The following is a 25,886-nucleotide window of genomic DNA, read 5'->3' on the forward strand; positions in this document are numbered from 1 at the left end:
AAAAATTTTGATCTGTAGTTCCGGCGAGAACGCCCATGCAGCACTTTCAGGAGACCCACATGAATCAGATGCAGAAGAAACATTCTTTACCGAAGCGGCTCCTTACAATGAGTGTGCTCTCAGCCTGCCTGCTTGTTCCCGCAGGCATAAGCATTCTTCCCGTGCCTGCTTTTGCGCAAGTTACTACTGCGTCGCTCTCTGGAACGGTGACGGATCAGACCGGGGCCATTGTTCCTAACGCGGTTATCAAGTTGCGTAACTCTCTTAGCGGTGACACGCGCTCCGGCAAGTCCAACAACTCGGGTTTCTTCACCTTCGCCGGTGTCTCCTCCGGCGACTACAGCGCCACGATCAGCTCTCCGGGCTTCCAAGAGCTTGTCGAATCAGGCATCCACCTGGATCCAGGAGACAGCCGCAACCTGCCATCCCTCGCCCTGAAGCCCGGAAAGACAACCGAGACCGTAACCGTTCAAGCGGAGACGGATGTTCCGTTGGACTCCGGGGAACGCAGCGACCTGATCACAGCGGAACAGATCAAGCATCTTTCCGTCGAAGGGCGTGACGTCACCGAGCTCTTCAAAACGCTACCCGGTTTTGCCATAGCGAACACGGCGAACGGCAGTGGCATTGCCACCAACTCCTCCTATGACCCTTCGCAGGTGAACGTGAACGGGGCGTTGGGAAGCTACGCTGCCAATGGCAACCCTCTCGAGGGCGTCAGCCTGAAGCTGGACGGCGCGGACATTACCGATCCCGGCAACTATGGTGCGGCTATCCAGAACGTGAACTACGACATGGTGGCCGAGGTCAAGGTACAGGTCTCAAACTTTGGCGCGGACATCGCCAATGGGCCCGTTGTCGTGAGTGCCGTCACAAAGGCTGGGGGCAACCAGTATCACGGGGAGCTCTATACCTACGCTCGCACCTACCAGTTGGACTCCACGGATGCTCTGGCCAAGGCTACCGGATCAGCCAAGGACCCAGACCGTGAGGTCTATCCAGGATTCAATGTCGGCGGCCCAGTCCTGATTCCGGGAACGAACTTCAATCACAATAAGGCACTGACCTTCTTCGCCGGCGCGGAAGACTATGCGCAACGCAATATCTATGCGTACGGAGGCGCCTCCGGAGCCCTGGTACACGCGCTTGTGCCTACCGCGAACATGCGCGGCGGAAACTTCAGCGCCTCGGAGCTACAGGCTTACCTGGGACCCCAGCTTTATACGAATTCGGCATACTCGCAACTTGCCACCGTTCCCACGACGGCCAAAGACGGCTCAACTTTAGCGACGCCAGGAATCATCCCCACCAGTTATCAGGATCCGGGCTTCCAGGCCATCTTCAACGCCTATCCGATGCCGAACCAGGTGGCGACCCTGGCCAATCCCTATAACTGGCAGTCGCAGGACTTTATCAACGATGACCTGTGGCAGGTTCTCGGTCGTGTCGACCTCGCCATCTCGCAGAAGAACCATCTGTTTGCACGTTACACGGTAGAACGGGGCGGGTCGGGAGAGCCTACGGCCATTTACTACAATCCGGGCCAACTCAACACTCCTGGTGGAGGTCTGAGCTCCATCAACTCGCAAAGCGCGGCAGCCAACCTCACCACGATCATCACCCCGACGCTCACAAACCAGATCTTCGGCAACTTTGCCTACCTGGACCAGGCTTTTGTCAGCCCCAATCCCAGCGCGCTGACCAACTATCCGTATCAGGGAGCGTTCGCGAATAACCGGCACGTCCTTCCGCAACTGGCGAGCTATAACGGCCAGGACGGATTGCCCCTCGCCATTATTCCGGATTATTCCCTTGGGCCGATCTTCTCGCATAAGTTCGCTCCCGAGGGAGGCGACAATGTGACGAAGGTATGGGGAACGCACATGGCAACCTTCGGTGTCTACGTGGAGCGAATCACGAACAATCAGATCACTGCTGGAACTCCTACCAACGGCCAGATTGGAGGCGAGTATTACTTTCCAGGAGCGGGCCAGACGATCACGGACGTCGACGGTTCGACTCCAACCCTGTCCGGAAACTGGGTTGCCAATAACTACGAAGGATTCGTCAGTAGTTACTCGCAGACAAATGTCGCGCCGCAATCCAATATGTACTTCTGGAATACGGATTTCTTTGCCACCGATTCATGGAAAGTCGTTCCGAAATTTACTTTGAATTACGGTCTGCGCGTCGAGCATCTCGGTCTTTGGAACGATGCTCATGGCCAGGGTGTGGCCATCTTCAATCCTTCCCTGATCACCAGTGCGACGCCCGCCTCACCGTACCCTGGCTTTATCTGGCATGCGCTCGATCCTTCCCTGCCCCTCTCGGGCAATCACTCCATGGGGGCGTTCGTGGAGCCCCGGTTCGGTTTTGCCTGGGATATACAAGGAAACGGAAACACCGTGCTGCGCGGCGGCTGGGGTGAATACCGTGCGCATGACTCTTACAACGATGCCGCCGCCGCGCTTAACTTCACGGAACATTCGACCTCAGTGACCGAATCGGGAAATGGCGGCGCGTCCTTGGCCGCGATCAGCAAATTGCAGCTCTCGCCGGCGAATGGGGCCATTCCGAACACGAATACCGTCAATATCAGCGGGGCTTCTTCCGCCATCACCATGGGAGATCGCGAGGAGCCGCTGGTCGACACTTACAGTGTGACTCTCAATCAAGCGCTCCCCTGGAAGATGAATCTCCTTGCCGGATATGTCGGGAACAACAGCCGGTTCCTTTTGAATAATGGCAGCAGCCAGACGGTAGCCCTGGACAACCTCAACGCTATCCCCATCGGCGGTTTGTACAAACCCAACCCGACCCCAGGCCCGTGTTTCGGACAAGTGCTGGTGCCTCTTGGCATCACTCCCACCGGTGCTGCCTGTTCCATTACAGCGACCGGTGCAGGCACGGCCCAAGTCAATAACTACCGTCCCCTGAACACGGCGCTGGTGCAGTATGGCGCTATCGATGTGCCGAATCACAACCTGTTCGCCAACTATAACGGCCTGCAACTCGGACTGACACACCAGACCGGACGCCTCCTGTTCAACGTCAACTACACGTACAGCAAGGCCATGGGCATCCAGGGAGGCGCCAACAACGGTAACCCAGGCAATCCTTTCAACATCTATGACGACTATGGTCCAGAAAGCTTCGACCGGACGCACGTCTTCAATGCTTCCTATACGTTCGAGGTAGGATCGCCGGTCCACAATAAACTCGTCGGACAACTTACCAATGGATGGGAAATCTCGGGAATTACAAATATCCAGAGCGGCCCCGACATTGTCACCACCACGAACAACCCGGGGTTCGGCCTCAACGGCACCATTGGACAGCAGTATCTTCCAGGCGGCGCCCAGAACCCCGGCTACATCACAATCAGCAATACGGCCTACCTGGGCACGCCGGACGTGAGCTTGCAGCCTACACTGACCTGCAATCCTCACTCGGGCCTGGGCAAGCGCCAGTTCATCAATGGCAACTGCTTCGGTACACCGAACTTCGGCAAGAACGGTCCCTACCAATATCCGTATCTCCGGGGGCCGGCCTATTTCGATACTGACCTGAGCGCGCAGAAGAGCTTTGCGATCAAGGGAAGCCAGAATATCCAGTTTCGTATCTCGGGGTTCAATTTCATCAACCATGCCCTGACTACGTTTACCGGAGATTTCCCCAACGAATATCAACTCAACCTCACGAATCCCAATGGGACCAGCTTTAACCAGGGTGCTCCTAATCCCTCGCTGGGGTTTGGTACGGCAGCTTATTCCACTGGCCGACGGGTCGTTGAACTGATGGCAAAGTACAACTTCTAGTTCGTACCCATGGCGGGTGGTTGTCACCCGCCATGGGAATTACAGGTAAGTCGTGCTGGGGCTGGAAGGAAGCTTTTGTTTTTCTGGTTGTCATTCCGAGCGCAGCGAGCGAACCTGCTGTCTCCCGTTCTTCGCTCGGATTACCTCCATGGTGACTGGAAGCAAGAGGTTTAGCTTGTACCAGCACAAGTTAAAAACGGGAGGAAGCAGGTTCCTCGCTTCGCTCGAAATGACAACAAGAAAAGCAAGTGCAAAGACAAAAGCAAGTACAACAACAAGTACAGAAGCAGATTCCCTTCGGGAATGACAACAAGAAAAGCAACAGCAAAAACAAAAACAGCAGCAACTGCAAGAGCAAGAGCAATCAGGAGAACCGTTTGATGTTGGCCCAGAAATTCTCTCTCTCTCTCAACTCCAAAACAACAGTGCCCGTCCGCACTGCGTTTCTCCTGCTATGCCTGGTTCCAGTGGCGTCCGTGATGGCTGCACAAAAGGTGGCAGCACCTCCTGTGTATCTGGACTCGCATGCTGATCCGGAGAGCCGCATCACCGCCCTGCTTGCTTCCATGACACTCGACGAGAAGATCCATGCGCTCAGCACGGATCCTTCGGTGCCGAGGCTTGGTGTCGCTGGAACAAATCATGTCGAGGGACTGCATGGGCTTGCGCTGGGCGGGCCTGGGCACTGGGAGGGACATTCGGAGGGGCACGCGATGATGAATGTCATTCCTACAACGCAGTTTCCGCAGTCGCGCGGACTGGGACAGACCTGGGATCCTTCCCTGCTACAGAAGGCCGCGGCGCAGGAGGCCTATGAGACGCGCTTTGCCTTTGGCAAATACCATCGCGGTGGTTTAGTCGTTCGCGCACCGAACGCCGACCTGAGCCGTGATCCGCGCTGGGGACGTGGTGAGGAGAGCTATGGCGAAGATCCTTTCCTCGTCGGCACGCTTGCCACGGCGTTTGCGCATGGGCTTCAAGGCGACGATCCGCATGTCTGGATGACAGCGTCGCTGCTCAAGCACTTCCTGGCCAACAGCAACGAGGACGGTCGCGATGGTTCGTCGTCCAACTTCGATGCGCGGCTCTTTCATGAGTACTATGCAGTTCCCTTTCGCATGGCCATTGAAGAGGGACACGCCGATGCCATGATGACCTCTTACAACGCGTGGAACAGCGTGCCGATGACGGCCAATCCCGTGGTTCGCGACGTGGTGATGGCACAGTGGGGCCTCGACGGGATCGTCTGCACGGACGCCGGCGCGCTTACCAACATGGTGAAGCAGCACCATACGTATGCCACGATGCCGGAGGCTGCGGCAGCGGCTATTCATGCGGGGATCAACCAGTTTCTCGACGACTATCAGCAGCCGGTACGCGATGCGCTGCAGCAGAAACTCATCACGGAACAGGACATCGACCGCAACCTGCGCGGCGTCTACCGCGTGATGCTGCATCTTGGCCTGCTCGATCCGTCGGCGAACTCTCCTTACGCTCACATTGGCGCGTTCGATCAAGCGCAGAGCGATCCATGGAATACGGAGGCCCCGCGGGCGCTTGTACGCCGGGTTACCGACGAATCGATTGTGTTGCTGAAGAACACCGGCGGAACGCTGCCGCTCGATGCGGCGAAGCTGAAGTCTATCGCTGTTATCGGGCAGTGGGGTGACACCGTGGCGCTGGACTGGTACAGCGGAACACCGCTGCTCTCCGTGACTCCGCTTGAAGGCATTCGGCGGCGGGCTGCCGGGGCTTCGGTCGTGTTCAATGATGGCAAGGACGAAGCAGCAGCAGCGGCGCTGGCGGCGCATTCGGAGGCCGTGATTGTGATCGTCGGCAACCATCCCACGTGCGATGCGGGATGGAACAAATGCGCTCTACCCAGCGAGGGCAAGGAGGCGATCGATCGCAAGAGCCTGACGCTGCCCGATGAGTCGCTGGTGAAGGCGGTGCTTGCCGCCAATCCTCACGCTATCGTGGTGCTACAGACCAGCTTTCCGTACACCACGAACTGGACGCAGGAGCATGCGCCCGCGATCCTCGAGATCACGCACAACAGTGAAGAGCAAGGCACGGCGCTGGCCGATGTTCTCTTCGGCGACTACAACCCGGCGGGTCGTTTGACGCAGACGTGGCCTGCCTCGCTCGAACAGCTTCCCCCGATGATGGACTACGACCTGCGGCACGGACGCACCTATCTCTACGCCGAGAAGACGCCGCTCTATCCGTTTGGCTTCGGCCTGAGCTATACCAGCTTTGCCTATAGCGATCTCACGGTCACGCAACGCGGCAAGTCCATTGCCGTGCAGGTAACGGTTGCCAACACGGGATCTCGCGCGGGAGACGAGGTGGTGCAAATCTATGCCGCACACCAGGGTTCAACCGTGCCGCGCCCTATCGAAGAGTTGAAGGCGTTTCGGCGCGTTGCGTTACGTGCGGGAGAGAAGCAGGTTGTTCGCTTCGAGATTCCAGTCACCAGCCTCGCCTACTGGGACGAGGCAACACATCGCTTTATCGTCGAAGGTGATCGCGTCGAGTTTCGAGCGGCCGCTTCCTCTGCCGATGTTCGTTTGAAGCACACACTGCTGGTACAGCCGTAGATTGTTTTTCTGGAGATTGTTGATGTCCTTCTTTCGCCGATGCACGAGCTCTACCTTTCTTGCCGCCTCTCTTTTCTGCGGTACGGCCATGGCCCAGCAGGCGGTACTCACGCGCGGCAACGCGACGGTGGTGCTGGAGGGCTATGCTCCGAATATCCTCCGCGTTACGATGAGTCTCGATAAAACGTACGCACTGAAGTCTCCGGGTGTGGGCATCACGGCTGCGCCGAATGGGACGGGATGGACGCAATCTACCCAAGCCAACGAGAACAGCTTTCGCTCCAGCCGGATGGTAGTGCAGGTTGCGCCGGAGGGCCATGGGAAGGCCAGTGGCACCAGTGCCGATATCGCCCGGTACTTCAATGGCTCCGCACCCCACGTGGGCCTGCGCATCGATACGCCCGACGGCAAACCGATTCTGCGCATGAACGATTGGGAGATGGCCGTACCGAACCACAAGGACGGCAGCGCCGCGGTGCTCAACGACCGCAGAGAGGGAGACGATCCTTACTTTGAGGTAGGTGCAACGTTCGCGGCTCCCGAGGATGAGCACTACTATGGCCTGGGACAGAACCAGCAGGGTTTTCTGGACCTGCGCAGCCACTCCCTGGAGTGCGCGCACGACTACACAGCCGCAGGTGGTCCGAGTGTCTGTGTTCCTTTTGTAGTGACGAACAAGGGCTACGCGATTCTGTGGGACAACCCGTCGAAGACGCGCGTGGACTTCGCGTTCAACGAGCAGACGCGCTGGACATCGCAGGTGGGCCAGCGGGTTTCGTTCTTCGTGATTGTGGGCGACACGTACGACCAGCTCTATGAGGGGTATCGCAGCCTTACCGGCAGCGTGCCCATGCTGCCGAAATCGGCTTATGGGTACATCCAGTGCAAGCAGCGCTATGCCTCGCAGAAAGAGCTGCTCGATGTGGCGCATGGCTATCGCGACCGGCATCTGCCGGCCGACGTGATGGTGGTGGACTGGTTCTACTTCACGAAGATGGGGCAGATGGATATGGACCCGAAGCAGTGGCCCGATCCGACGGCCATGAACGCGGAGCTGCACAAGCTGGGCTTTCACAGCATGATCAGCGTGTGGCCGCGCTTTGTGCCGGAGGACCGCTACTACGATCTGCTGCTCAAGAAGGGTTGGTTCGAGCACCTTGCTGACGGAACGCCGACCAATGGCCTGCCGTACGATCGCGCGGGCTCCGATATCGACACGACGAATCCTGAAGCAGCGCGATGGTACTGGGATACGATTCGCGAAAACTTTGTGAGCAAAGGCTTCGATTCGTTCTGGGCCGATGAAACGGAGCCCGACCTGCCGCCCAATGGGAGTTATCTGCACGTTGGGCCGGGGACGGAGTACTTCAATGTCTATCCCTACTTCCACACGAAGGCTCTGTATGACGGCTTCCGGCGCGACCTGCCGCAGACGCGCGCGTTGATCCTCTCGCGCGATGCCTACCTGGGAGCACAGCATAACGGCGCGATCTTCTGGTCGTCGGACATCGCTCCGACGTGGGACACGCTACGACGGCAGGTGCCGACGGGACTGAACTTTGTGGCTTCAGGCATGCCGTACTGGAGCACCGACATCGGCGGGTGGCAGTATCTTCCCTACTCGCACACGCCCGCGCATCCGCCGCTGATCGATCCCAGCGATGCACGCGAGAACGTGAATCACTACGACGACTATCCCGAGCTGTATGTGCGCTGGTTTCAGTATGCGACGTTTCAGCCGACGATGCGCGCGCATGGAAGCCGCAACTTTAACGAGGTCTGGTCCTATGGCAAACAGGCCGAGCCTATCCTTGAGAAATATCTGAAGCTGCGCTATCAACTCATGCCGTACATCTACTCGCTCGGATATTTTTCGCATCAGACCGGAGCACCGTTCATGCGTGGGTTGTTCATGGACTTCGGCAGCGATCCCAACACAGCCGCAATCGGCGATGAGTTCATGTTCGGGCCTGCGCTGTTAGTGGCTCCGGTTACAAAACAGGGCGCGACGAGCCGATCCGTGTATCTCCCTGCGGGCAGCGATTGGTACAACTTCTGGACGAACGAACGTGTTCATGGCGGACAGCGTGTGGAAGTTGCCGCCGCGATCGATACGATTCCGGTCTTTGTGCGGGCCGGTTCGATTCTGCCGCTGGGTGCGCCGATCGAGAGCACGGAGCAGAAGCAGGCGATCGAAAGCGTGCGGGTTTATCCCGGGGCTAATGGGGACTTCACGCTCTATAGGGACGATGGCAAGACGTATGCGTATGAAGAGGGTAAGAGTGAGATTACGCGTCTTCATTGGTCGGAGGCGAAGGGTAAGTTGGAGCAGACGGGGGCGGCGGCGTGGGCGGGTGAGGGGGTTGTGATGGTGGTGGGGGTGGGAAAGAAGTGAGTGAAGTTTCAGATAGTGTCTGAGAAATCGGAGCCACCGATTTTAATTTGATTTCACCCTCGAAGCGTCATCCTGAGCGTAGCGTCCCAGCTTTTGGGGACGCGGAGTCGAAGGACCCCGAGAGGCTTAATCTTACCTATGGCCTTTGCACCTTTTCTATCTCAAGCGCCTGCGCCTGGGCTTTCGTCGTGGAAAAGGTCCCGATAGCATGGGATGAGACCAAGCCCCTCGGGGTCCTTCGACTGCGCACCTCGCAAAAAGCGCGAGGTGCTTCGCTCAGGATGACGATTCTGTGGGGGCGTGAGCAAGAACAGAGGCGAAGGGCCTCTAACCGCAGAGTGCGAGACAGACCGCTTGTGACACGGTCAGCATTAAGAGGCCCCTGTATCTCGCCCGTAGCCGCAACGCTGCTCCGGGCAAAATACAGGGGTCTCTCCACTACGCATGACATAAAGCCGTCATGCTCCGGTCGAGATGACAATGTTTGAAATAGTTGAAGAAAAACAATGGCTATCTACAAAGATAGCCATCCTGTCTCTAGTGGGTCGCCAGATTGTGTGCACGCAGATAGGTAGCCAGCTCTGCGGGCAGGTTGGTCTGGATGCCGTTGGCGCCGAGGTCGATGGCCTTCTGCCAGGTCTCCGGGTTGTCGGCATCGCCGAGGCGGTCGACGTAGATCTTCGCGTTGGCGTCTTTCGCGCAGGCGATGACCGGGTCTTTGAAGTCGTTCGCATCAAAGGCCAGGACCTGTGGCTGCATGCCGCGCACCAGGAACTTGCAGATGTCGGGGCTGATCGTCTCCGGCATCACCTTCAGCGTCGGCTTGATCTTGTGAACCTCGTAGAGGAAGAAGGGATTGCCGTAGACCACGACGTGATCCTGCATGTCGTGACGCACGATCGTATCGACGAGCTGCTGGGGATCGGCGTACTTGGTGTCGACGTAGACGTTGATCTTGCCGTGTGCGAGATCGAAGGCTTCGTCGAGGGTGGGGACCTTGGTTCCGGCGAAGGCAGCACCGAACTTGGCTCCCGCATCGAGAGCACGGATCTCGTCGAAGGTGTGCTTGTGGACTTCACCGGTGCCGTTGGTGGTGCGGTCCAGCGTGCCGTCGTGCATGATGACGAACTTGCCGTCCGAGGTGGTGCGGACGTCGAGCTCGAAGTAGTCGGCGCCGGCATCGATGGCGGCCTGGAAGGCAGGCATCGTGTTCTCGGGATGATGGAGGTGCTCACCGCGATGGGAGATGACCTTGATGGTCTTCGCATCGTCCTTCGGGGTCCATGCGGTCTGGGCGCAGGCAACGCCGCCTGCGAGGGTGTAGCCGATCAGTAGCTTCGTGATGGAATGACGCATTTTGTTGTCCTCTTTATTTTCCGAATTTCTCTTGTTGTTTTGTTCGTTGAAATCTCTGTTGTCAGGCGGCTTTAGAACTTAAGGCGAGCGATGAGAAGCAGCATGCGCGGATCCTGTGCGCCCGTAACCTGGCCGAAGTTGGCGCTGGTAATTGTCGTACCCAGGCCGGAGAACTGCGGATGGTTGAAGGCGTTGTGAGCGTCGACGCGGAAGCTCAGACCGGCGTGCTTCCAGAGTGGAACCTCACGCATGAGACTGAGGTCCCACACATTCTGGCCCGGCCCATAAAGCGCGGCGCGTGGCGCATTGCCCAACGTGTCCGCAGGAGTAATCGCGAAGGCCTTGGTGTTGAACCACTCCTGCACCGTCCGCGAACCGCGTGACAGATTGGGGTTGCCCACCTGCGTTACGTACTGAGCACCAGAGAAGGTACCAAGCTCGTTGGTCTGGGAGATGAAGTAGGGATAGCCCTTCTGGAACTGGGCCACCGTGCTGATCTTCCAGTGCCCGATCGCCTGGGAGACGACCGGCATGTTCGCGAGGAACTTGCCGCCCGAACCAATCGGCAGCGCGTAGACCGCGGAGAGAGAGAAACGTTGCGGAACGTTCGTCATAGCAGTTCCCCACTGGGCGTGGAGGTTGTAGACGTTCTGCACCGGAGCGGCATCTGCGCGGGCCGGTGCATCGACATCGTCCGTTGCATGCGCCCAGGTATAGGCCGCGCGAACCGAGATGCCGTTGCTCCAGCGGTGGCTCAACGTCGCCAGGAGAGCGGCATACTTTGACGCACCTCCATTGGTCAGTGCGGTGACGGTAAGGAACTGGGGGAAGGGCCGGAGGCTCTGGGCATTCGATACGCCGAAGCAGCAGCCAGCGGGAGGATTGATCTGGTTGATGGGCAGCTCGATCGGCTGATGCACACCGTGGTTGCCCTCGTAGTCGAGCTCCGCGATCCAGTCATGACCGAGGTCCTGCTGTACGCCGAACTGCCACTCCTGCAGATACGGAAGCACAGCGTGCTGCGGCAGTTCCGTGGGGCTGAAGGAAGGCTTGGTGAGGCTGGTCGGGATGAGCGGCTCGCCGTCCGGGCCTACGTTGGGACCGTATGCCGGGACGCCCTGCGACAACTCGAAGGCCGGAGTAACGCCAGGATCGGAGCTCTGGAAGCTGGCACTGACAGTAGAAGCGGAGGTGAGCCCCGCAGTACCGAAGCCGATGCTCGGGAGCTCGTAGATTCCATAGCCGCCACGAACCACGATGTTATGCGCGGCATGGTAGTTGAAGCCGACGCGCGGCAGGATGCCGGTGTAAATATTCGGGATCAGGCTGTGGGGCGCTCCGTTGTTGCCGGCGAATTCAATCCCGCCCGGCTTCTGCGTTGCGGGGTCGATGATGTTCGGATTGAAGGTGTACATATTGTTGTGCTCTTCAGAGAACGGTCCATCGAACTCGTAACGCAGACCGAGGTTGACCGTGAGTTTCGTCGAGACCCTGTAGTCGTCCAGGACATAGCCCGCAAAGTAGTTCAGGTTTTCGTGAAAGATCGTATTGGTGGTGCTGATCGACGCGCTTGCGGGAATGCCCAGTTCGAGATCGGGAAGACCCAGTCCGGACTGACCGCCCGCGGTGGTAAAGGTCCCCGTGAAGCCATAGCTTCCGGAGAGAACGCCGGGGGTGTAGTAGCTGTAGGCGTAGCGCATGAACTCGCCACCAATAGAGAGGCTGTGACGGCCCATCTGCAGGACCATGGCGTCGTTCAGGATGTAGTGGCCGTCCCTCGTCCTGGCAAAGGAGCCTGCGCCGAAGCTGATGTACTGGCTGGTGGAGATGCTGGGGAACTGGGTGAGAGGAACACCCTGAAGACCGATGGCATTGGCATCCGCCGTCGCCGGGGTGCTGAAGTTCTCTTCCGAGACATAGCCGAAGCGAGCCTCGTTGGAGATGCGCGGCGAGAAGATATGGCTCCAGGAGACAGCGTAGTGGTCATCGACCCAACCGCCTAGCGCCGAGGTGTTGGCAGCGTTAGGAATATCGATGGTGGGCTGGTTCGTTGGGCCGTCGCGCGAGAACTTCGCCCAGATGTGGTCGTAGTCGGAGGCGTTGTAGTCGATGCGGTCAGCGTTATAGAGATAGCTGCTGACCGATACGGGATTGATGCAATAGTTGTAGGTCAGATAGCTGCAGTTCGGTTGTGGGAAAAACGAGCTGAGATTGAGACCTACCTGATCGAGCCGCGCCTTCGGAATGATGTTTCCCTTGAAGGGGGTACGGGTGATCTTGCCGTTGACGACGGTCGTGGTGTTGGGGTCGTAGATGGTGGGTGTCGGCTGATTTTGGGGTGAGATGCCGGAGAAGTCTCCGCCGAGCTCTGCCATGGTAGGCACGTCGCTATTAAGCGGGCTAGTTGCGTGGGTGAGCGTGTCTTCCCAGTCGGTGAAGAAGTAGAGGCGATGCTTGCGGCCGTCGAGGATCTTTGGAATCCAGACCGGGCCACCAATCGATCCTCCGAAGTAATTGAAGGACTGGGGCGGTGTGACGGTGCCGTGAGCGGTGAAGTAGCCCAGAGCAACGAGATCCTGCGAGCTGTAGGACTCGAAGGCGCTACCGTGAAATCTATCCGTGCCGGACCTGGTGGTGGTCAGGATAGCGCCGCCGCCGCTCTGGCCGTACTGGGCCGAGAACGGCGAGGTCAGAACCTGGAGTTCTTCCGTGGAGTCCGGCGTGGGGATGAGGCCGTAGGTGCCGTCGACTCCCATGTTGCTGGGCAGACCGTCGATGATGATGGGGTTCGTGACCGGTCTTCCGCCGCCAAGCGAGACGTTATTCACGTTCGAGTAGTCCTGGCTGGTGCTGGCGACGCCTGCGAAGGTCTTGGTCAGCAGGAACTCGTTCGCACCCTTCGTGCTGGTCTCTTCGGGGAGATCGATCAGCTCCTGTGTGCTGAGTTCGCCGCCCACCTGGGGATTGGTGGCGTTGAGCGGGCTCGCGGCGCCGGTGACCGTGATGACCTCGGAGTTCGCGCCGACCTTCAGCGCTCCATCGACGACGAGCTCCTGGTTCAGGACGATGTTGAGCTCGTCCGTAATGTACTGTGCGAAACCATCCTTTTCAAAGCGAACGGTATAGCCGCCCGGCTTCAAGAAGGAGACGCGATAGCTGCCAGCCTTATTGGTAAGGCTCTTGTACTCCGTCGCAGTGCGGTTCTCGTGCACGGTGACAGCGACCTCCGACACCACCGCTCCGCTGGGATCTTTGACGACGCCGCTGATGGAGCCATAGAAGGTCTGAGCCTGGAGAACGCCACCGGAAACGATCAGGGCAAACAACAATGCCAGTCCGTAGAAAGTCTGAAAGACTCGGCAGCTCATTCGTTTGTCGCTACCATAGGATCGGCGAACGATACCGGATTGCAGACAGACAGTTGCAGTAGATGCGGGCAGGACGCAATTCATAGAAACCCCAAAGTTTGGAAGATGCGTTCGTCGGGAAGACTCAGGATCGAGAACGATAAAACCGCGAATGCTCCCGTGCGTGGTGAGCAGACGCGACGTACTTCAGTTGCGATGAGAAGACCGTAACAAAGAAATGTTAATAAGGGACAAACTTTTGCCGCATCATGAGAAAAAGTTACACAACGTAGACATATGGCTTATCTGGATTCGCGGTAAAGAAAATGCAGGCTTTCTTGTTTTCGTCTGAAAATAGGCTAAAATTCGTAGAACAATCGCTAAACTTACCTTTGGGAAACGGACAACATGAGTGAGATCACAGAACGCTCCCGGCTAGAGTCGATCGTTCAAATGTTAAAAATAAACACATCTGCCTCGATCGGGGAGATCGCGGAGACCTTTCACGTGTCGCAGATGACGATTCGGCGTGACCTGCAAAAGCTGGTCGAAGCCGGGCAGGTCATTCGAATTCCCGGTGGGGCACGAATTGAAAACTGGCGGGGCGCGGAGCGGAGCTTCTTCGAACGCCTGCAGAAGATGTCGCATGCCAAGCGCAGCATCGGCGCGGCAGCCTCCGCACTGGTTCATGACGGAGAGTCCGTGGTTCTCGACTCGGGAACGACCACGCTCTATGTGGCCAGGGAGCTGCGTGCACGGCGCAATGTTGTTGTCTTCACCTTTTCGCTGGCGGTGCTCGAAGAGCTCACCTCGGCCGAGGATATCCGGGTGGAGCTGACCGGCGGCGTCTATCGTTCGAGCAGCCACGACCTCATCGGACATGCCGTCGGCAAGAGCCTGACCTCGATCTGCGCGGACACCATCATCTTTGGTGCGGCGGCGGTCTCGTTCACGCGCGGCATCATGGTCCACGACCCCGATGCACAGCGCGAGATGCTGCAGGCCGGCAAGCGGAGAGTGCTGGTCGTCGACAGCAGCAAGATCGGCACCGAGGCCACGTATCGCCTCTGCGGAATCGAGGATTGCGACCTGATCCTGACCGATAAGGACATCTCTGCGGAAGATCTTGCACGGTTGCGTCAAATTACGCAGGTTCAGGTGGCGGAATGAGCTTTTATTAACGTTCTGTGTATAGCAATTCGGTAGCCTGAAAAAGAGAATGTCATCTCCCGTCGAGAGAGCCAGCCGGAATTGAGCATCTTCGAAGATCAGGTTGCCACCACCGTCGCAACGTACGACTTCTTTTCTCCAGAGAAGCCGCTATGGATCGCGCGTGCGCCTGGCCGTCTCGATGTGATGGGAGGCAACGTCGACTACACCGGCGGCATGGTGCTGCAGGGCCTTCTCCGTGAGGCCGTGTGGGTTGCGATGCAGCCGCGTGCCGACGATGCGATCCGTCTGCTCAATCCCGGCGCTGCGGAGTTCGGCTGGGAGAGTTCCCTTGAATTTTGTGCGGGCGACCTGGATGATCTGGCGAGCCTGCGCCTGCTCTGCCATAGAAGAGAAGGTTCACGCTGGGCCTGCTATGTGCTCGGCGCACTCCATTTTCTGAAGAGCCGTTATGGGTGTAGCACCGGGGCCGATCTTTTTCTGGCCTCAGACCTGCCTCCGAACAAGGGAGTCAGCTCCTCGGCGGCGCTTGAGATCGCAGTGCTCAAAGCGGCCTCGGCGGCATGGGGAGTTTCGCTCGATGGTGTCGCGCTGGCAACGGCCGGGCAGTGGGTAGAGAACGTTGTGGTCGGTGCAGCGTGCGGCATCATGGACCAGGCGGCGATTGTGCTGGGCAAAGAGAATCATCTTCTTCCCCTGCTCTGCCAGCCCTGCCGGCCCTTTGCTCCGGTGAAGCTGCCCGATGGCCTGCGTCTCTGGGGCATCGATTCGATGGCTCCCCGTTCGACGACCGGCGCGGCCTACGAGATCGCCCGCGCCGCCGCCTTCATGGGATACAAGCTGATCTGCCAGCAGGAAGGCCTCGCAGTAATTCCGGAGCAGGTATCGGGAATTCCCCGCTGGACGGATTCTCGCTGGAACGGCTACCTCTCGAATCTCGCGCCCTCGGAGTATCGCGCGCGCTTCGAACGAGGCTTGCCAGAGTCGATCAGTGGACGCGAGTTCCTGGCGCGGGCCGGCGAACATGTTGATCCCTTCACCCCCCTTGATCCCGTTGCGGAGTATCCCGTCCGTGCAGCGGTTCGATACGCGACGGAGGAGAATCTCCGCGTGCAGACGGTGTACACGCTGCTTCAGGGCAGCGTATCGGATAGCACGCTCCAGCTCATCGGCGAGATCCTCTGCCAGTCGCACGTCGCCTATGCCGAATGCGGCCTTAGCTCCCCGGCCTGCGATGAGCTGGTATCGCGCGCGCGCAAAGCAGGCTTTCCCGGCGCCAAGATGACCGGTGGCGGCGCGGGTGGCGTGGTGGCCATCCTGGGACGCTCCGGGCCTGAAGATCAGCGTGCCATTGAGCGGATCGCACAGGAGTACGCAGCCGAACAGGGCAGGATGCCTCACCTCTTTGAGGGCAGCTCCAGCGGCGTCGATGCCTTTGCGGCTCGCACGCTACAGCTCGCCTCGCTTCAGGGAATGGCCTAGTGCGTTCGACACGGAACACGCGTCTGCTTTTGGCAGTTCTGCTGCTGATCGTCGCCAACCTTCTGTGGGCCGGACAGGGGGTTGCGGTCAAACTGCTGGCCGGGGGACTTGGTCCGCTGGCTACGGCCCTGCTTCCGCTTTACTTCATCACGTTCCTCGGCCTGGGTCTTCTGTGCCTCCGTGGAGACGTCGCCCAGAAGTTCAAGGCCGCGTGGACGCTGCGCCGCGAGTTCTTTCTCGCCGGCATCTGCGGCCAGCTCATGGCCCAGGTGGGGATGACCCTCGGCATCAGCTGGTCGACGGCCTCGAACGGCGCCATCCTCAGCCTTCTGATCCCGATCTTCGGCGCGCTGATCGCCGTGTGGCTGCTGCGCGAACGGCTCTCCGCTCTTCGCGTGAGTGTGCTGCTGCTCGGCCTCGCGGGAGTCTTTCTGCTCTCGCCCCTGAATGGAGTGTCCAGTGCAGGAACGCGCAACCATGCACTGGCCGGAAACCTGCTCATCGCGGCTGGATGCCTGGGCTCCGCGTTCTACAACGTCTACTCGAAGCGGCTCCTGAATCACTTCTCAGGCATCGAGATTCTGTTCTTCAGCTATCTGCCGACGACGGTTTTCAGCCTGCCTGTTCTTTTTGTGTTCGAACCGCATTGCCTCAGCCACCTGGCCCACCTCACGGTGGTTCAATGGGGAGCGCTGGGATATTTAGCGATCTTCTTCTATGGCCTGTCGATGGTGTTCTTTCTCCGGGCGCTGGGGACGGTCGATGTCGTGATTGCGTCGGCATCGCTGTATCTGATGCCGCTGTTCGGTGTCGCTCTGGCGTTCAGCATTCTGGGCGAGCGGCTGGTTCCGAGGGAGTTTTTGGGATCGGCTATCGTGCTTGTCGCGACGTTGATGCTGTTTCGATTCGACTATTCCGAGCCGCAGGGGAATGGGCTGCGAACGTCTTAGTTATTTCGTCAGACTGCGCTTCGAGAAGAGATTGAAGTGTGCAAATGGCTTCTTGTGGCAAGCTTCGGAAGGGCACGGTTTCAACCGTGCCGCCAAAGCTGGATTAAGGGGCAATACATCTCTGCCGAAGGCCGGAGTGAAGGCGCAGCCGTAACGACTGAATTGCTTTCTTCGGTACCGCCAAGGCTGTGCAGGGTTCTCCAAGGATGTATTCGAGGCTGGGGCGATTGGTTTCGCCACGGCCAAAGAAAGCAATTCAGTCGCTCCGGCTTCGCCTTCACTCCAGCCTTCGGCAGAGCGGTGTAAGTCTTCGGTTCGCCGTTTTGCGGCACGGTTGAAACCGTGCCCTTCCGATCTGTGCCTTAACAAACTGCTTGCACGGTTTTGGTCTCTCTCAGAGATCATTTATTTCAGGGAAGCTCTAACGCCTGAATTGTTAATTTTTAACATAATACCCGCGAAAATCTCTCACAAGGATTATCCTTCTGTTTTGTGGCTTTTCTGTACGAGATCCCCTGTTCGCTCAACGTAAGCGGCGGGGCCTCGCAGATAAGAGGGTCCAGTGGGTAATGTGAATTATTTTCTCCGAGAACAGAACGGCTTTGTTGTATCGACCGACCCCGGCGACCTTGATCCAGAGGCAATCTACGGGTTTCTTACGCAGGCGAAGTGGTGGACGGAATTGACCCAGGAGTCGCTCGACCGCGCCCTGCGCAGCTCCCTCTGCTTTTCACTGAAGGAAGGCGACCGCCAGATCGGCCTGGCCAGGGTCATCACCGACTATGTCACCTACGCCTATCTCTGCGATGTCTTCATTGTGGAAGAGCGGCGGGGGCAGGGCCTGGGATCGTGGCTGGTCCGCTGCGTGCTGGAGCATCCGGAGCTGAAGCCGCTCAAACGGATCGCCCTCATCACGCACGATGCCCAGACGTTCTACCTGAAGCTCGACTTTCGCTTCGCCTCGCAGCCGGACAGCTATATGGAGCGGCTTTCTTAGCGGGGCGCCACAAACATTTGCATCGCGCTCTGCGGCAAGGGTGAAACCCTGGGTTGGCGAATCGCCACAAAGGTAGAGCCCTGAAGGGGCGATCTATCGTGGCTGCTTCGATAGATCGCCCTTTCAGGGCTCTGCATCCCTCAGCTCCGTAACCCAGGGTTTCACCCTGGGCTGTGATGGAGCCGCCCCTGCGGGGCTGGGATTTGTGACTCGCAATCCCCTTCTGCCTCCACCTAAGGTTCTCGAATAGACGGCGGCGAAAAAAAGCGCGCCTCCGGTCGAGATGACAAGTTAGGGGTAGGGTTCGTAAGGGCCTAGGGAGCGCCCATAGAGGAACTCCTCAAGCTGATTGCTTTTGCAGCTCCACAAGCGCCTTTGCCACACCCGCACCGTAGGCAGGATCAGCCTTGCTGCAGTTCGAGATGTGGCGCTCCTGGACGATCTGCGAGGCGCCAACGATTGCCCGTGCCGTGTTCTCGAACAACCGCTGCTGCTCCTCCGGCGTGAACAGGCGGAACAGAATGCCCGGCTGGGAGAAGTAGTCGTCGTCATCCTCGCGGAAGTCGAACTTCGCGGCCTCTCCGTTGATCGCCAGCGGCGGCTCGGAGAAGTCCGGCTGCTCCTGCCATTCGCCGTGGCGGTTCGGCTCATAGCTGATCGTTCGTCCACCGTTGCCGTCGGTTCGCATAGCGCCGTCGCGGTGGTAGCTGTGAACCGGACACCGGGGAGCATTGACGGGGATGTGATCGTGGTTGACGCCGAGACGGTAGCGCTGGGCGTCGCCGTAGGAGAAGAGCCGCCCCGCGAGCAGCTTGTCGGGCGAGAATCCGATGCCGGGAATAATGTTGGTCGGCGCGAACGCCACCTGCTCGACCTCCGCGAAGAAGTTCTCCGCATTCCGGTTCAGCTCCATGACTCCGACTTCGATCAGCGGATAGTCCGCGTGAGGCCAGACCTTGGTGATGTCGAAGGGATGGATGCGATAGGTGTTCGCGTCTTCTTCGGGCATGATCTGGACGTACAGCTTCCAGCGCGGAAAGTCCCCCTTCTCTATGGACTCGAACAAGTCACGCTGATGGCTCTCACGGTCGCGGCCGATCAGGCTCTCCGCCTCGGCATCGGTGAGATTCTGAATGCCCTGCTGGGTCTTGAAGGTGAACTTCACCCAGAAGCGCTTGTTCTCCGCGTTGATGAAGCTGTAGGTGTGACTGCCGAAGCCGTGCATGTGCCGCCAGGAGCGCGGAATGCCGCGGTCCGACATCGTGATGGTGACCTGGTGCAGGCTCTCCGGGAGCAGCGACCAGAAGTCCCACTTCGCGTCAGGGTTGTGAACGCCGGAGCGTGGGTCGCGCTTGACGACGTGGTTGAGGTCAGGGAACTTCAAGGGGTCGCGGATGAAGAAGACCGGGGTGTTGTTCCCGACGAGGTCCCAGTTCCCTTCTTCGGTGTAGAACTTCATCGCGAATCCGCGGATGTCGCGCTCGGCATCGGCCGCGCCGCGCTCTCCGCCTACCGTGGAGAACCGAGTGAACATGGGAGTCTGCTTGCCGACTTCGGAGAAGATCTTCGCCTTGGTGTACTGGGTGATGTCGTGGGTCACGGTGAAGGTGCCGTAGGCTCCAGCGCCCTTGGCGTGCATGCGCCGCTCGGGGATGACCTCGCGGTCGAAGTGCGCCAGCTTCTCGATGAGCCACACATTTTCCATCAAGGCCGGGCCGCGCTTGCCGGCGGTTGCGATGTTTTGGTTGTTGTCGACGGGGGCTCCAAATTTGGTTGTGAGCTTCTTCATCTGCCTGTATCACCTCGAAGACCAAGATAGGCAGCGGTGGTTGGCGGAGGTAGTGTGCGGAGCCTATGGGTCTTATAGGTGGAGGCTTCTAGATCGAGCAGTGCGTGGTGAGTATGCTTTTGGGGATTGAGGTGAGTTTGAATGCCTTGCTTTTGCTTTTCTTGTTGTCATTCCGAGCGTAGCGAGTGAACCTGCTGTCTCCCGTTTTTAAACTATGCTGGCACCAGCCAAACCTCTTGCCTCTACTCGCTATGCGAGTAACCCGAACGAAGAACGGGAGGAAGCAGGTTCACTCGCTACGCTCGGAATGACAACAAGAAAAGCAAAGGCAAAAGCAGAAGCAGATTCCCTGCGGGAATGACAACAAGAAAAACAAATGCAACCGCAACTGCAACTGCAAAGGCAAAAAACAACTGCAACTACTTCTTTTCTTTGCGCAATCTTGCCCCTTCGGGGCTAAGACCACGCCTTTTCACTAGTATTGAGATGGCGGCCTAGAAGCTCGCCGGTTTTGTGACTTACCCACTTGCTCGACAGGAGATCGCTTATGACAACGCCCGCTCCCAATCTCGTTCCCCCCTTCGATCGCGACACGGCTGCTCAGAAAGTACGGAAAGCCGAAGACGGCTGGAACTCGCGCGACCCGGAGAAGGTCTCCCTGGTCTATACCGTCGATAGCGTCTGGCGTAACCGGGCTGAGTTCGTGAATGGCCGTGAACAGATCGTCGAGTTTCTGCGCAGGAAGTGGAACAAGGAACTCGACTACAGATTAATCAAGGAACTCTGGGCCTTCGATGGCGACCGCATCGCCGTTCGCTTTGCGTATGAGTGGCATGACGACGCAGGTAACTGGTACCGCTCCTATGGCAATGAGAACTGGGAGTTCGCTCCGGATGGATTGATGCATCATCGGTATGCCTGCATCAACGATCTGCCCATCAAGGAATCAGACCGGCTGTTCCACTGGCCGCTCGGCCGTAGGCCAGACGATCATCCCAGCCTGAGCGATCTCGAACTCTAACAACAACGCCCCAACCGAATTGAATCATTCGCCAGGCAGGCCACTCAGCAGAGATCGTTGAGTGGCCTGTCAGGAAGAGCAACATGGAACTCCATCAGCTCCGTTATTTTTGTTCCGTCGTAAAGAACGGCAGCTTCACGAAAGCCGCCGAGGAAGAGGGCATTGCTCAGCCCTCTCTGTCCCAACAGATCCGTCGGCTCGAAAGATCTGTTGGGGCGGAGTTGTTTGAGCGGCTTGGCCGTTCGGTTCGCCTGACGCAGGCTGGCTCCGTCTTTCATCCCTATGCGGAGAACATCCTCCATCAATCCAAGCTGGCAACGGCGCAGGTGAGGCAACTGGAGACGGAGCCTCGTGGATCGCTTCGCATCGGCGTGATCCCAACGGTACTTCCCTACCTGGTTGCGCCGCGATTGCAGGAGTTCACCAGGAGTTATCCCGATATTGAGATCACTCTTGAAGAAGACCTGACCGAACGGCTTGTGGAGAGGCTGCAGGCGGCCGATCTCGATCTCATCATCGTCAGCCTTCCGATGAAACGCGCTGACCTGGTGTGCAGCGAACTACTCCGCGATCCGCTGGTGCTGGTTACTCCCAAGGGCCACAAGCTGGTCTCCCAGCCGCTGGCCAGCAAGATGGACCTGACGGGAGAGAAGCTGCTGCTACTCAAAGAGGGACACTGCTTTCGCGAAGATATGCTGATGGCGTGCAAGCGCGGCAAGACAGAGATGGCGCCGGCCTTCGAGTCCAATCACTTCGGATCGATCTTTCCGCTGGTGGCTGCGGGAGCGGGCGTTACGATTGCACCTTCGATGGCGGCGGCGCATGCAAAAGATTGTTCGATCGTGCCGCTGGCCAAGCCGCAGGTTCGGCGTATCGGTTATACGAGGCTCAAGGGTGGGACGAACTTTAAATCTCTGACGGTATTTACGCAGTGGCTGCGGGAGATTGCTGCGGAGATGAGTAGGTCAGGACGATAGTTATATTTTTATTTCTCTGACTTCAGAAACGTCATCCTGAGCGGAGCGTCCCGGCCCTTGGGGACGCGGAGTCGAAGGACCCCGAGCGTTGCAATCTTGCCTATGCCCTTTGCACCTTTTCTACCTCAAGCTTTCGCGCCTGAATTTTTGTGCTGGAAAAGGTCCTGACCTCATGGGCTAGATAGAGCCCCTCGGGGTCCTTCGACTGCGTAGCTCGCAAAGTACGCGAGCTACTCCGCTCAGGATGACGATTCTGGGGGGATGCGAACAAAAACATATCGGAGCATCCATCTTTCTTGGTTCGTTCTAAGAATTCAGGGCAATTACTTAAAGCCAACCGGCGCGCACGATATCGTGCGCGCCGGCTTGATGGAGCTTGAAGATCAAGTTACTTCGCAGCTTCTTCAATCAGGTCCGCCACGGCCTTGGGGTGGGAGATCATGACGACGTGCGAAGCGCCCTTGATGGCGACAGTGTGCTTCGAGTGCGCTCTATCCGCCATAAAGATGCTTGTCTGCTGAGGAATATTCTTGTCCTTATCACCATAGATAAAGTAAGACGGAATCGTCTTCCAGGCTGGATCGGTAGAGGCTTCACCCAGAGCTGCCGCTGCGATCGGACGCTGCGTCGCAGCCATGACCTTTGTCTCTGGCTCCGGCACGTCGGCCGCAAACTGGTCGTGGAACTTGTCCTGCTGGATGTAGAGATCCTTGCCACCACCGGGAAGATCGACCGGGGGAGCGAGCGTGGGTTCAAGGGTGGCCCCAGGGAACTTGCCTAACAGGCCGCCGACAGTTTCACCGGCTTCCGGAGCCATGGCTGAGACAAAGACCAGCGACTTCACATTGTCCTTGCCGAAGGCGGCTTCACTGATCACAAATCCACCATAAGAGTGGCCAACCAGCACGACAGGCGTCTTGATTCCCGCAACGATGTTCGCGACATAGTCCGCGTCGCTCTTCACGCCGCGCAGTGGGTTGGAGGCCGCGACAACGGTGTAGCCATCCTTTTCAAGGATCTTGACTACGCCATTCCAGCTTGAGTTATCCGCGAAAGCACCATGGACCAGGACGACCGTTGGCTTTGTGGGTTCAACTGCCTTTGCAGATGAAGCGGAGAGGGCGACGAAGGCGACGGCGAGAGCTGCAACAAGTTTTTTCATTTTAGATTTTCCTTTCGAATTTCTGTTCACCTGCGTTGATTCCAATCGCACAATATATCTCGCATGCGATTCAATCGACCACGATGTAAATCTACCTGCCGATCCGCTCTATGTCAATTGCGATTTGATCGTATGCGATATAAAATTTACGTGGAGTTCACGAGGCCCACTTATGAACGCGAAGAAGAAGGTTCCTTTTATCGATCCGGCCGATCCAGCCAACCCCAAACTCAGCAATTTTCTTTGCTTTGCGGTCTATTCAGCCAACCTTGCGTATGGGAAAGCCTACAAGCCGATTCTCGAAAAGCTCGGACTGACCTATACGCAATACATCACGATCGTCGCGCTCTGGGAGGAAGACAACCAGACGGTGAGCAGCCTGGGGGAGAAGCTGTTTCTCGAATCCAATACCCTGACCCCCATCCTCAAGAAGCTCGAAGCGCTGGGATATCTGCGGCGGCAGAGAGATGCAGAGGACGAACGCCGCGTCTTTGTAAGCCTGACCGACGCGGGACGGCGCTTGAGAGAGAAAGGCCTGGGAATGAGCCTCTCCAAGGCTATCGGCCTGACAGCCGAGGAATATCCGCAGGTACAGAAAGCTATCGTCACCCTGCGCAACAATCTCATCAAAGCCGTCGAGGGGTATGAATAAAAGAGCTGCGCGGTCAAAGCGCGTGGGACGATTTTAAGGCGCTTTTGTTGTTGCTTTTCTTGTTGTCATTCCGAGCATAGCGAGGAAGCTGCTTCCTCCTGTTCTTCGTTCGGATTACTCGCATGGTGGGTAGAAGCAAGAGGTTTAGCTTGTACCGGCACGAGTTAAAAACGGGAGGAAGCAGGTTCCTCGCTGCGCTCGGAATGACAACCAGAAAGGCAAAGGCAACAACAGCAAAAGCAACAACAACAGCAAAAGCAACAACAACAGCAAAGGCAATAACAACAGCAAAAGCACCAGCGAACCGCGTCAGATCGTGTCCGTGAACGCAATCTGCTCGTACACCCCATCGGGCGGGACCTGGTAGTAGTTGACCACAGCAGGTTCTGCGCCATTGAGCGTCATGATGGCGAAGGCGTTGTTGTAGTCACCGTCCGTGCTCCCGAGGTTCGCGGCGGGGTTCCAGGTAGGCAGCGTTGTTACCTGGGCGTTCAGGAGACTGGTATCGGCGATGTAGTCCTGCTGGTTGGTGAAGACCGGCACAGCCGAGGCGCCGACGCAGCGTCCGCGCACTAATCCCAGATACGGATCGTAGAGAGCGAGCGTGTGCTCGTGTCCCCAGAACCAGATGTCGACCTTGGGCAGAACGCTTTGAAAGTTAGCCAGGAGGTTGGGGTTATAGGCTGATGGTTGACCGGCAGCATTGTTCCCCACCGAGATGAACGGCGAGAACAACTGATGGTGCGAGAGCAAGGCGATCCTGCGATTGCCGGCCTGTTGGATTTTGCCGAGGTGCCAATCAGCTTCGTTCCAACCGTTCTTGTTATACAGGCTGGTCATATTAGTGTTCACGGTAAACGGATCGCAGTCGTTATAACCGGTGTCCATGGCGAGAAGCTGCCAGTAGTCGTTCTGCAGGCAGAAGTAACTGGACTTCTGCCCGATCTGATCGAGCAGCCAATAGTAGCCGTCGCCGCCCGAGTACATGTCGTGATTGCCGCACAGACTGTACAGCGGAATGTTGCCCAGCACCTGGCGGCAGATCGCAAGAAAGTTATCGTTCGCCTCGCTCTGCGTGCCGGCAAAGTAGATGTCGCCGAGGTGTAGCAGGATGTCCGGCTTGAAGCTGGCAACCTGCTGCAGTAGATTCGTTGCCGTCGAGCCACCTGTTCCCCAGTCGCCGATAATCGCGATCTTAACCTGATCGGGGATCGTGACGACGACGTTCTGGTTGGGCCGATACGGCAGACTGCCGAGCGAAGCCTTAAAGCCCAGATAGGTTGTCACGCATTCAAACCAGCCGAGCGCATTGCATGGGCTGTCGCGCAACTGTGCTGCATAGATAGCTGAGTTCTGCTGATTCCCCGTCATCTCGGCCCACAGAAACCTGGCTGCCGTCTCGGCGCAGTCGACCGCCAACCCGGCGGTGCCCACAGCTTCGGACACGATGGCCGGCGGTGGTGAAGTGACTGCGGCGGGAGCCGGTTGCCCTGCGGAGAGCGGCACGCCGATGAGATGGGCCGGCGCCATCAAATCGTCTTCCGTGGGAGGAGGCGTCGTTGAGACCACTGAGCTTTTCAGGACGTGGGGAGACGCCGCGTCCTGATGCTTGAGCTGGACCGCATGCACAGCCGATTGCCAAAGCGAAAGGATCGGGGATCGATACGTGGCGTACGACTTCGGACTGGACATGAGCGGGCCTCAAAGACAAAAAGGATGATGTTAGGAGGCATGCTACTTCATCCGTGTTTCAGTTTGTTCATCCTCTATCAGCGTAAAGTTTTTTAACTATGGCTAGAGCATTTTCCCTGTTGCTGGGAATCCGGAAACGGGCGTGCAGCGGCGTTTTCATTGGGGAAAACACCCATAAAGATCGAGGCCCCGCTCTACACCTACAGGGAAAATGCTCTAGTGCGGTGAGTAGTTAATTCGCTGAACGATGATGGCCTGGGCATCACAGCGCGAAGCGCAAGTCGTAACGCTTTAGCGTTGCGGGGCGGAGGGTAAGGGAGGCAACCGCCTTTAGGCTACGGAAATTAGGTCAGGCAAGAATTGGGCTATAGCCCCGGGCAGTTTGGTCGCAACCGAAACAAGGCCCGGGCCTAAAGGCCACATCTTTGCCAAGCCTGAATTCCGTAGCCTAAAGGCTACGGCTCCCTCCGACTCCCTG

The 25,886-nt window shown here is 58.0% G+C and carries 15 protein-coding genes; 10 read left to right on the forward strand and 5 right to left on the reverse strand.

Features of this window, described 5'->3' with window-relative positions:
* Positions 1-59: 59 nt before the first annotated feature.
* From HDF15_RS18620 to HDF15_RS18630, 3 genes are all read left to right on the forward strand, one after another.
* The gene (locus tag HDF15_RS18620) at positions 60-3,818 is read left to right on the forward strand and encodes a carboxypeptidase-like regulatory domain-containing protein (protein ID WP_184258243.1); all 3,759 of its coding nucleotides are present in this window, start codon (positions 60-62) and stop codon (positions 3,816-3,818) included.
* 380 nt (positions 3,819-4,198) lie between these two features.
* Positions 4,199-6,418, forward strand: coding sequence for a glycoside hydrolase family 3 C-terminal domain-containing protein (locus HDF15_RS18625; protein WP_184258245.1), 2,220 nt, complete (start codon positions 4,199-4,201; stop codon positions 6,416-6,418).
* 22 nt (positions 6,419-6,440) lie between these two features.
* Positions 6,441-8,813 carry a TIM-barrel domain-containing protein gene (locus HDF15_RS18630; protein ID WP_184258247.1) on the forward strand — a complete coding sequence of 791 codons (2,373 nt, stop codon included), beginning with the start codon at positions 6,441-6,443 and terminating at the stop codon, positions 8,811-8,813.
* A gap of 537 nt (positions 8,814-9,350) precedes the next feature.
* On the opposite strand, the gene HDF15_RS18635 is transcribed toward HDF15_RS18630, so the two are convergent.
* Together HDF15_RS18635 and HDF15_RS18640 are read right to left on the reverse strand one after the other, a co-directional pair.
* Complete coding sequence (locus tag HDF15_RS18635; protein ID WP_014264827.1) at positions 9,351-10,169, reverse strand: glycerophosphodiester phosphodiesterase family protein; 819 nt, start codon at positions 10,167-10,169, stop codon at positions 9,351-9,353.
* A gap of 71 nt (positions 10,170-10,240) precedes the next feature.
* Entirely contained in the window at positions 10,241-13,537 is a 3,297-nt protein-coding gene (locus tag HDF15_RS18640; protein WP_184258249.1) for a TonB-dependent receptor domain-containing protein, read from the reverse strand.
* A gap of 387 nt (positions 13,538-13,924) precedes the next feature.
* Between HDF15_RS18640 and HDF15_RS18645 the strand changes: the two genes are divergently transcribed.
* From HDF15_RS18645 to HDF15_RS18660, 4 genes are all read left to right on the forward strand, one after another.
* Positions 13,925-14,686, forward strand: coding sequence for a DeoR/GlpR family DNA-binding transcription regulator (locus HDF15_RS18645; RefSeq protein WP_014264825.1), 762 nt, complete (start codon positions 13,925-13,927; stop codon positions 14,684-14,686).
* A gap of 81 nt (positions 14,687-14,767) precedes the next feature.
* Positions 14,768-16,168 carry a galactokinase family protein gene (locus tag HDF15_RS18650; RefSeq protein ID WP_184258251.1) on the forward strand — a complete coding sequence of 467 codons (1,401 nt, stop codon included), beginning with the start codon at positions 14,768-14,770 and terminating at the stop codon, positions 16,166-16,168.
* 29 nt (positions 16,169-16,197) lie between these two features.
* On the forward strand, positions 16,198-17,118 hold the full coding sequence (locus HDF15_RS18655) for a DMT family transporter (RefSeq protein WP_260331176.1): 921 nt from the start codon (positions 16,198-16,200) through the stop codon (positions 17,116-17,118).
* Between the two features lie 571 nt (positions 17,119-17,689).
* Positions 17,690-18,115, forward strand: coding sequence for a GNAT family N-acetyltransferase (locus tag HDF15_RS18660; RefSeq protein ID WP_311733144.1), 426 nt, complete (start codon positions 17,690-17,692; stop codon positions 18,113-18,115).
* A 340-nt stretch (positions 18,116-18,455) separates the two neighbouring features.
* Here the strand turns inward: HDF15_RS18660 and HDF15_RS18665 are convergent, their stop codons facing one another.
* The gene (locus HDF15_RS18665) at positions 18,456-19,904 is read right to left on the reverse strand and encodes a catalase (RefSeq protein ID WP_184258256.1); all 1,449 of its coding nucleotides are present in this window, start codon (positions 19,902-19,904) and stop codon (positions 18,456-18,458) included.
* A gap of 547 nt (positions 19,905-20,451) precedes the next feature.
* Between HDF15_RS18665 and HDF15_RS18670 the strand changes: the two genes are divergently transcribed.
* Together HDF15_RS18670 and HDF15_RS18675 are read left to right on the forward strand one after the other, a co-directional pair.
* Positions 20,452-20,925 carry a nuclear transport factor 2 family protein gene (locus tag HDF15_RS18670; RefSeq protein WP_184258258.1) on the forward strand — a complete coding sequence of 158 codons (474 nt, stop codon included), beginning with the start codon at positions 20,452-20,454 and terminating at the stop codon, positions 20,923-20,925.
* Positions 20,926-21,008: 83 nt separating this feature from the next.
* On the forward strand, positions 21,009-21,902 hold the full coding sequence (locus tag HDF15_RS18675) for a LysR family transcriptional regulator (protein ID WP_184258260.1): 894 nt from the start codon (positions 21,009-21,011) through the stop codon (positions 21,900-21,902).
* Positions 21,903-22,290: 388 nt separating this feature from the next.
* On the opposite strand, the gene HDF15_RS18680 is transcribed toward HDF15_RS18675, so the two are convergent.
* On the reverse strand, positions 22,291-23,064 hold the full coding sequence (locus tag HDF15_RS18680; RefSeq protein ID WP_184258262.1) for an alpha/beta fold hydrolase: 774 nt from the start codon (positions 23,062-23,064) through the stop codon (positions 22,291-22,293).
* 172 nt (positions 23,065-23,236) lie between these two features.
* Here HDF15_RS18680 and HDF15_RS18685 point away from each other — a divergent pair, with 172 nt between their 5' ends.
* Complete coding sequence (locus HDF15_RS18685; RefSeq protein WP_184258264.1) at positions 23,237-23,716, forward strand: MarR family winged helix-turn-helix transcriptional regulator; 480 nt, start codon at positions 23,237-23,239, stop codon at positions 23,714-23,716.
* Positions 23,717-24,025: 309 nt separating this feature from the next.
* Here the strand turns inward: HDF15_RS18685 and HDF15_RS18690 are convergent, their stop codons facing one another.
* On the reverse strand, positions 24,026-25,408 hold the full coding sequence (locus HDF15_RS18690) for a metallophosphoesterase (protein WP_184258266.1): 1,383 nt from the start codon (positions 25,406-25,408) through the stop codon (positions 24,026-24,028).
* Between the last annotated feature and the right edge of the window lie 478 nt (positions 25,409-25,886).

This window comes from Granulicella mallensis (assembly GCF_014203225.1).
Taxonomy (GTDB): domain Bacteria; phylum Acidobacteriota; class Terriglobia; order Terriglobales; family Acidobacteriaceae; genus Granulicella; species Granulicella mallensis_A.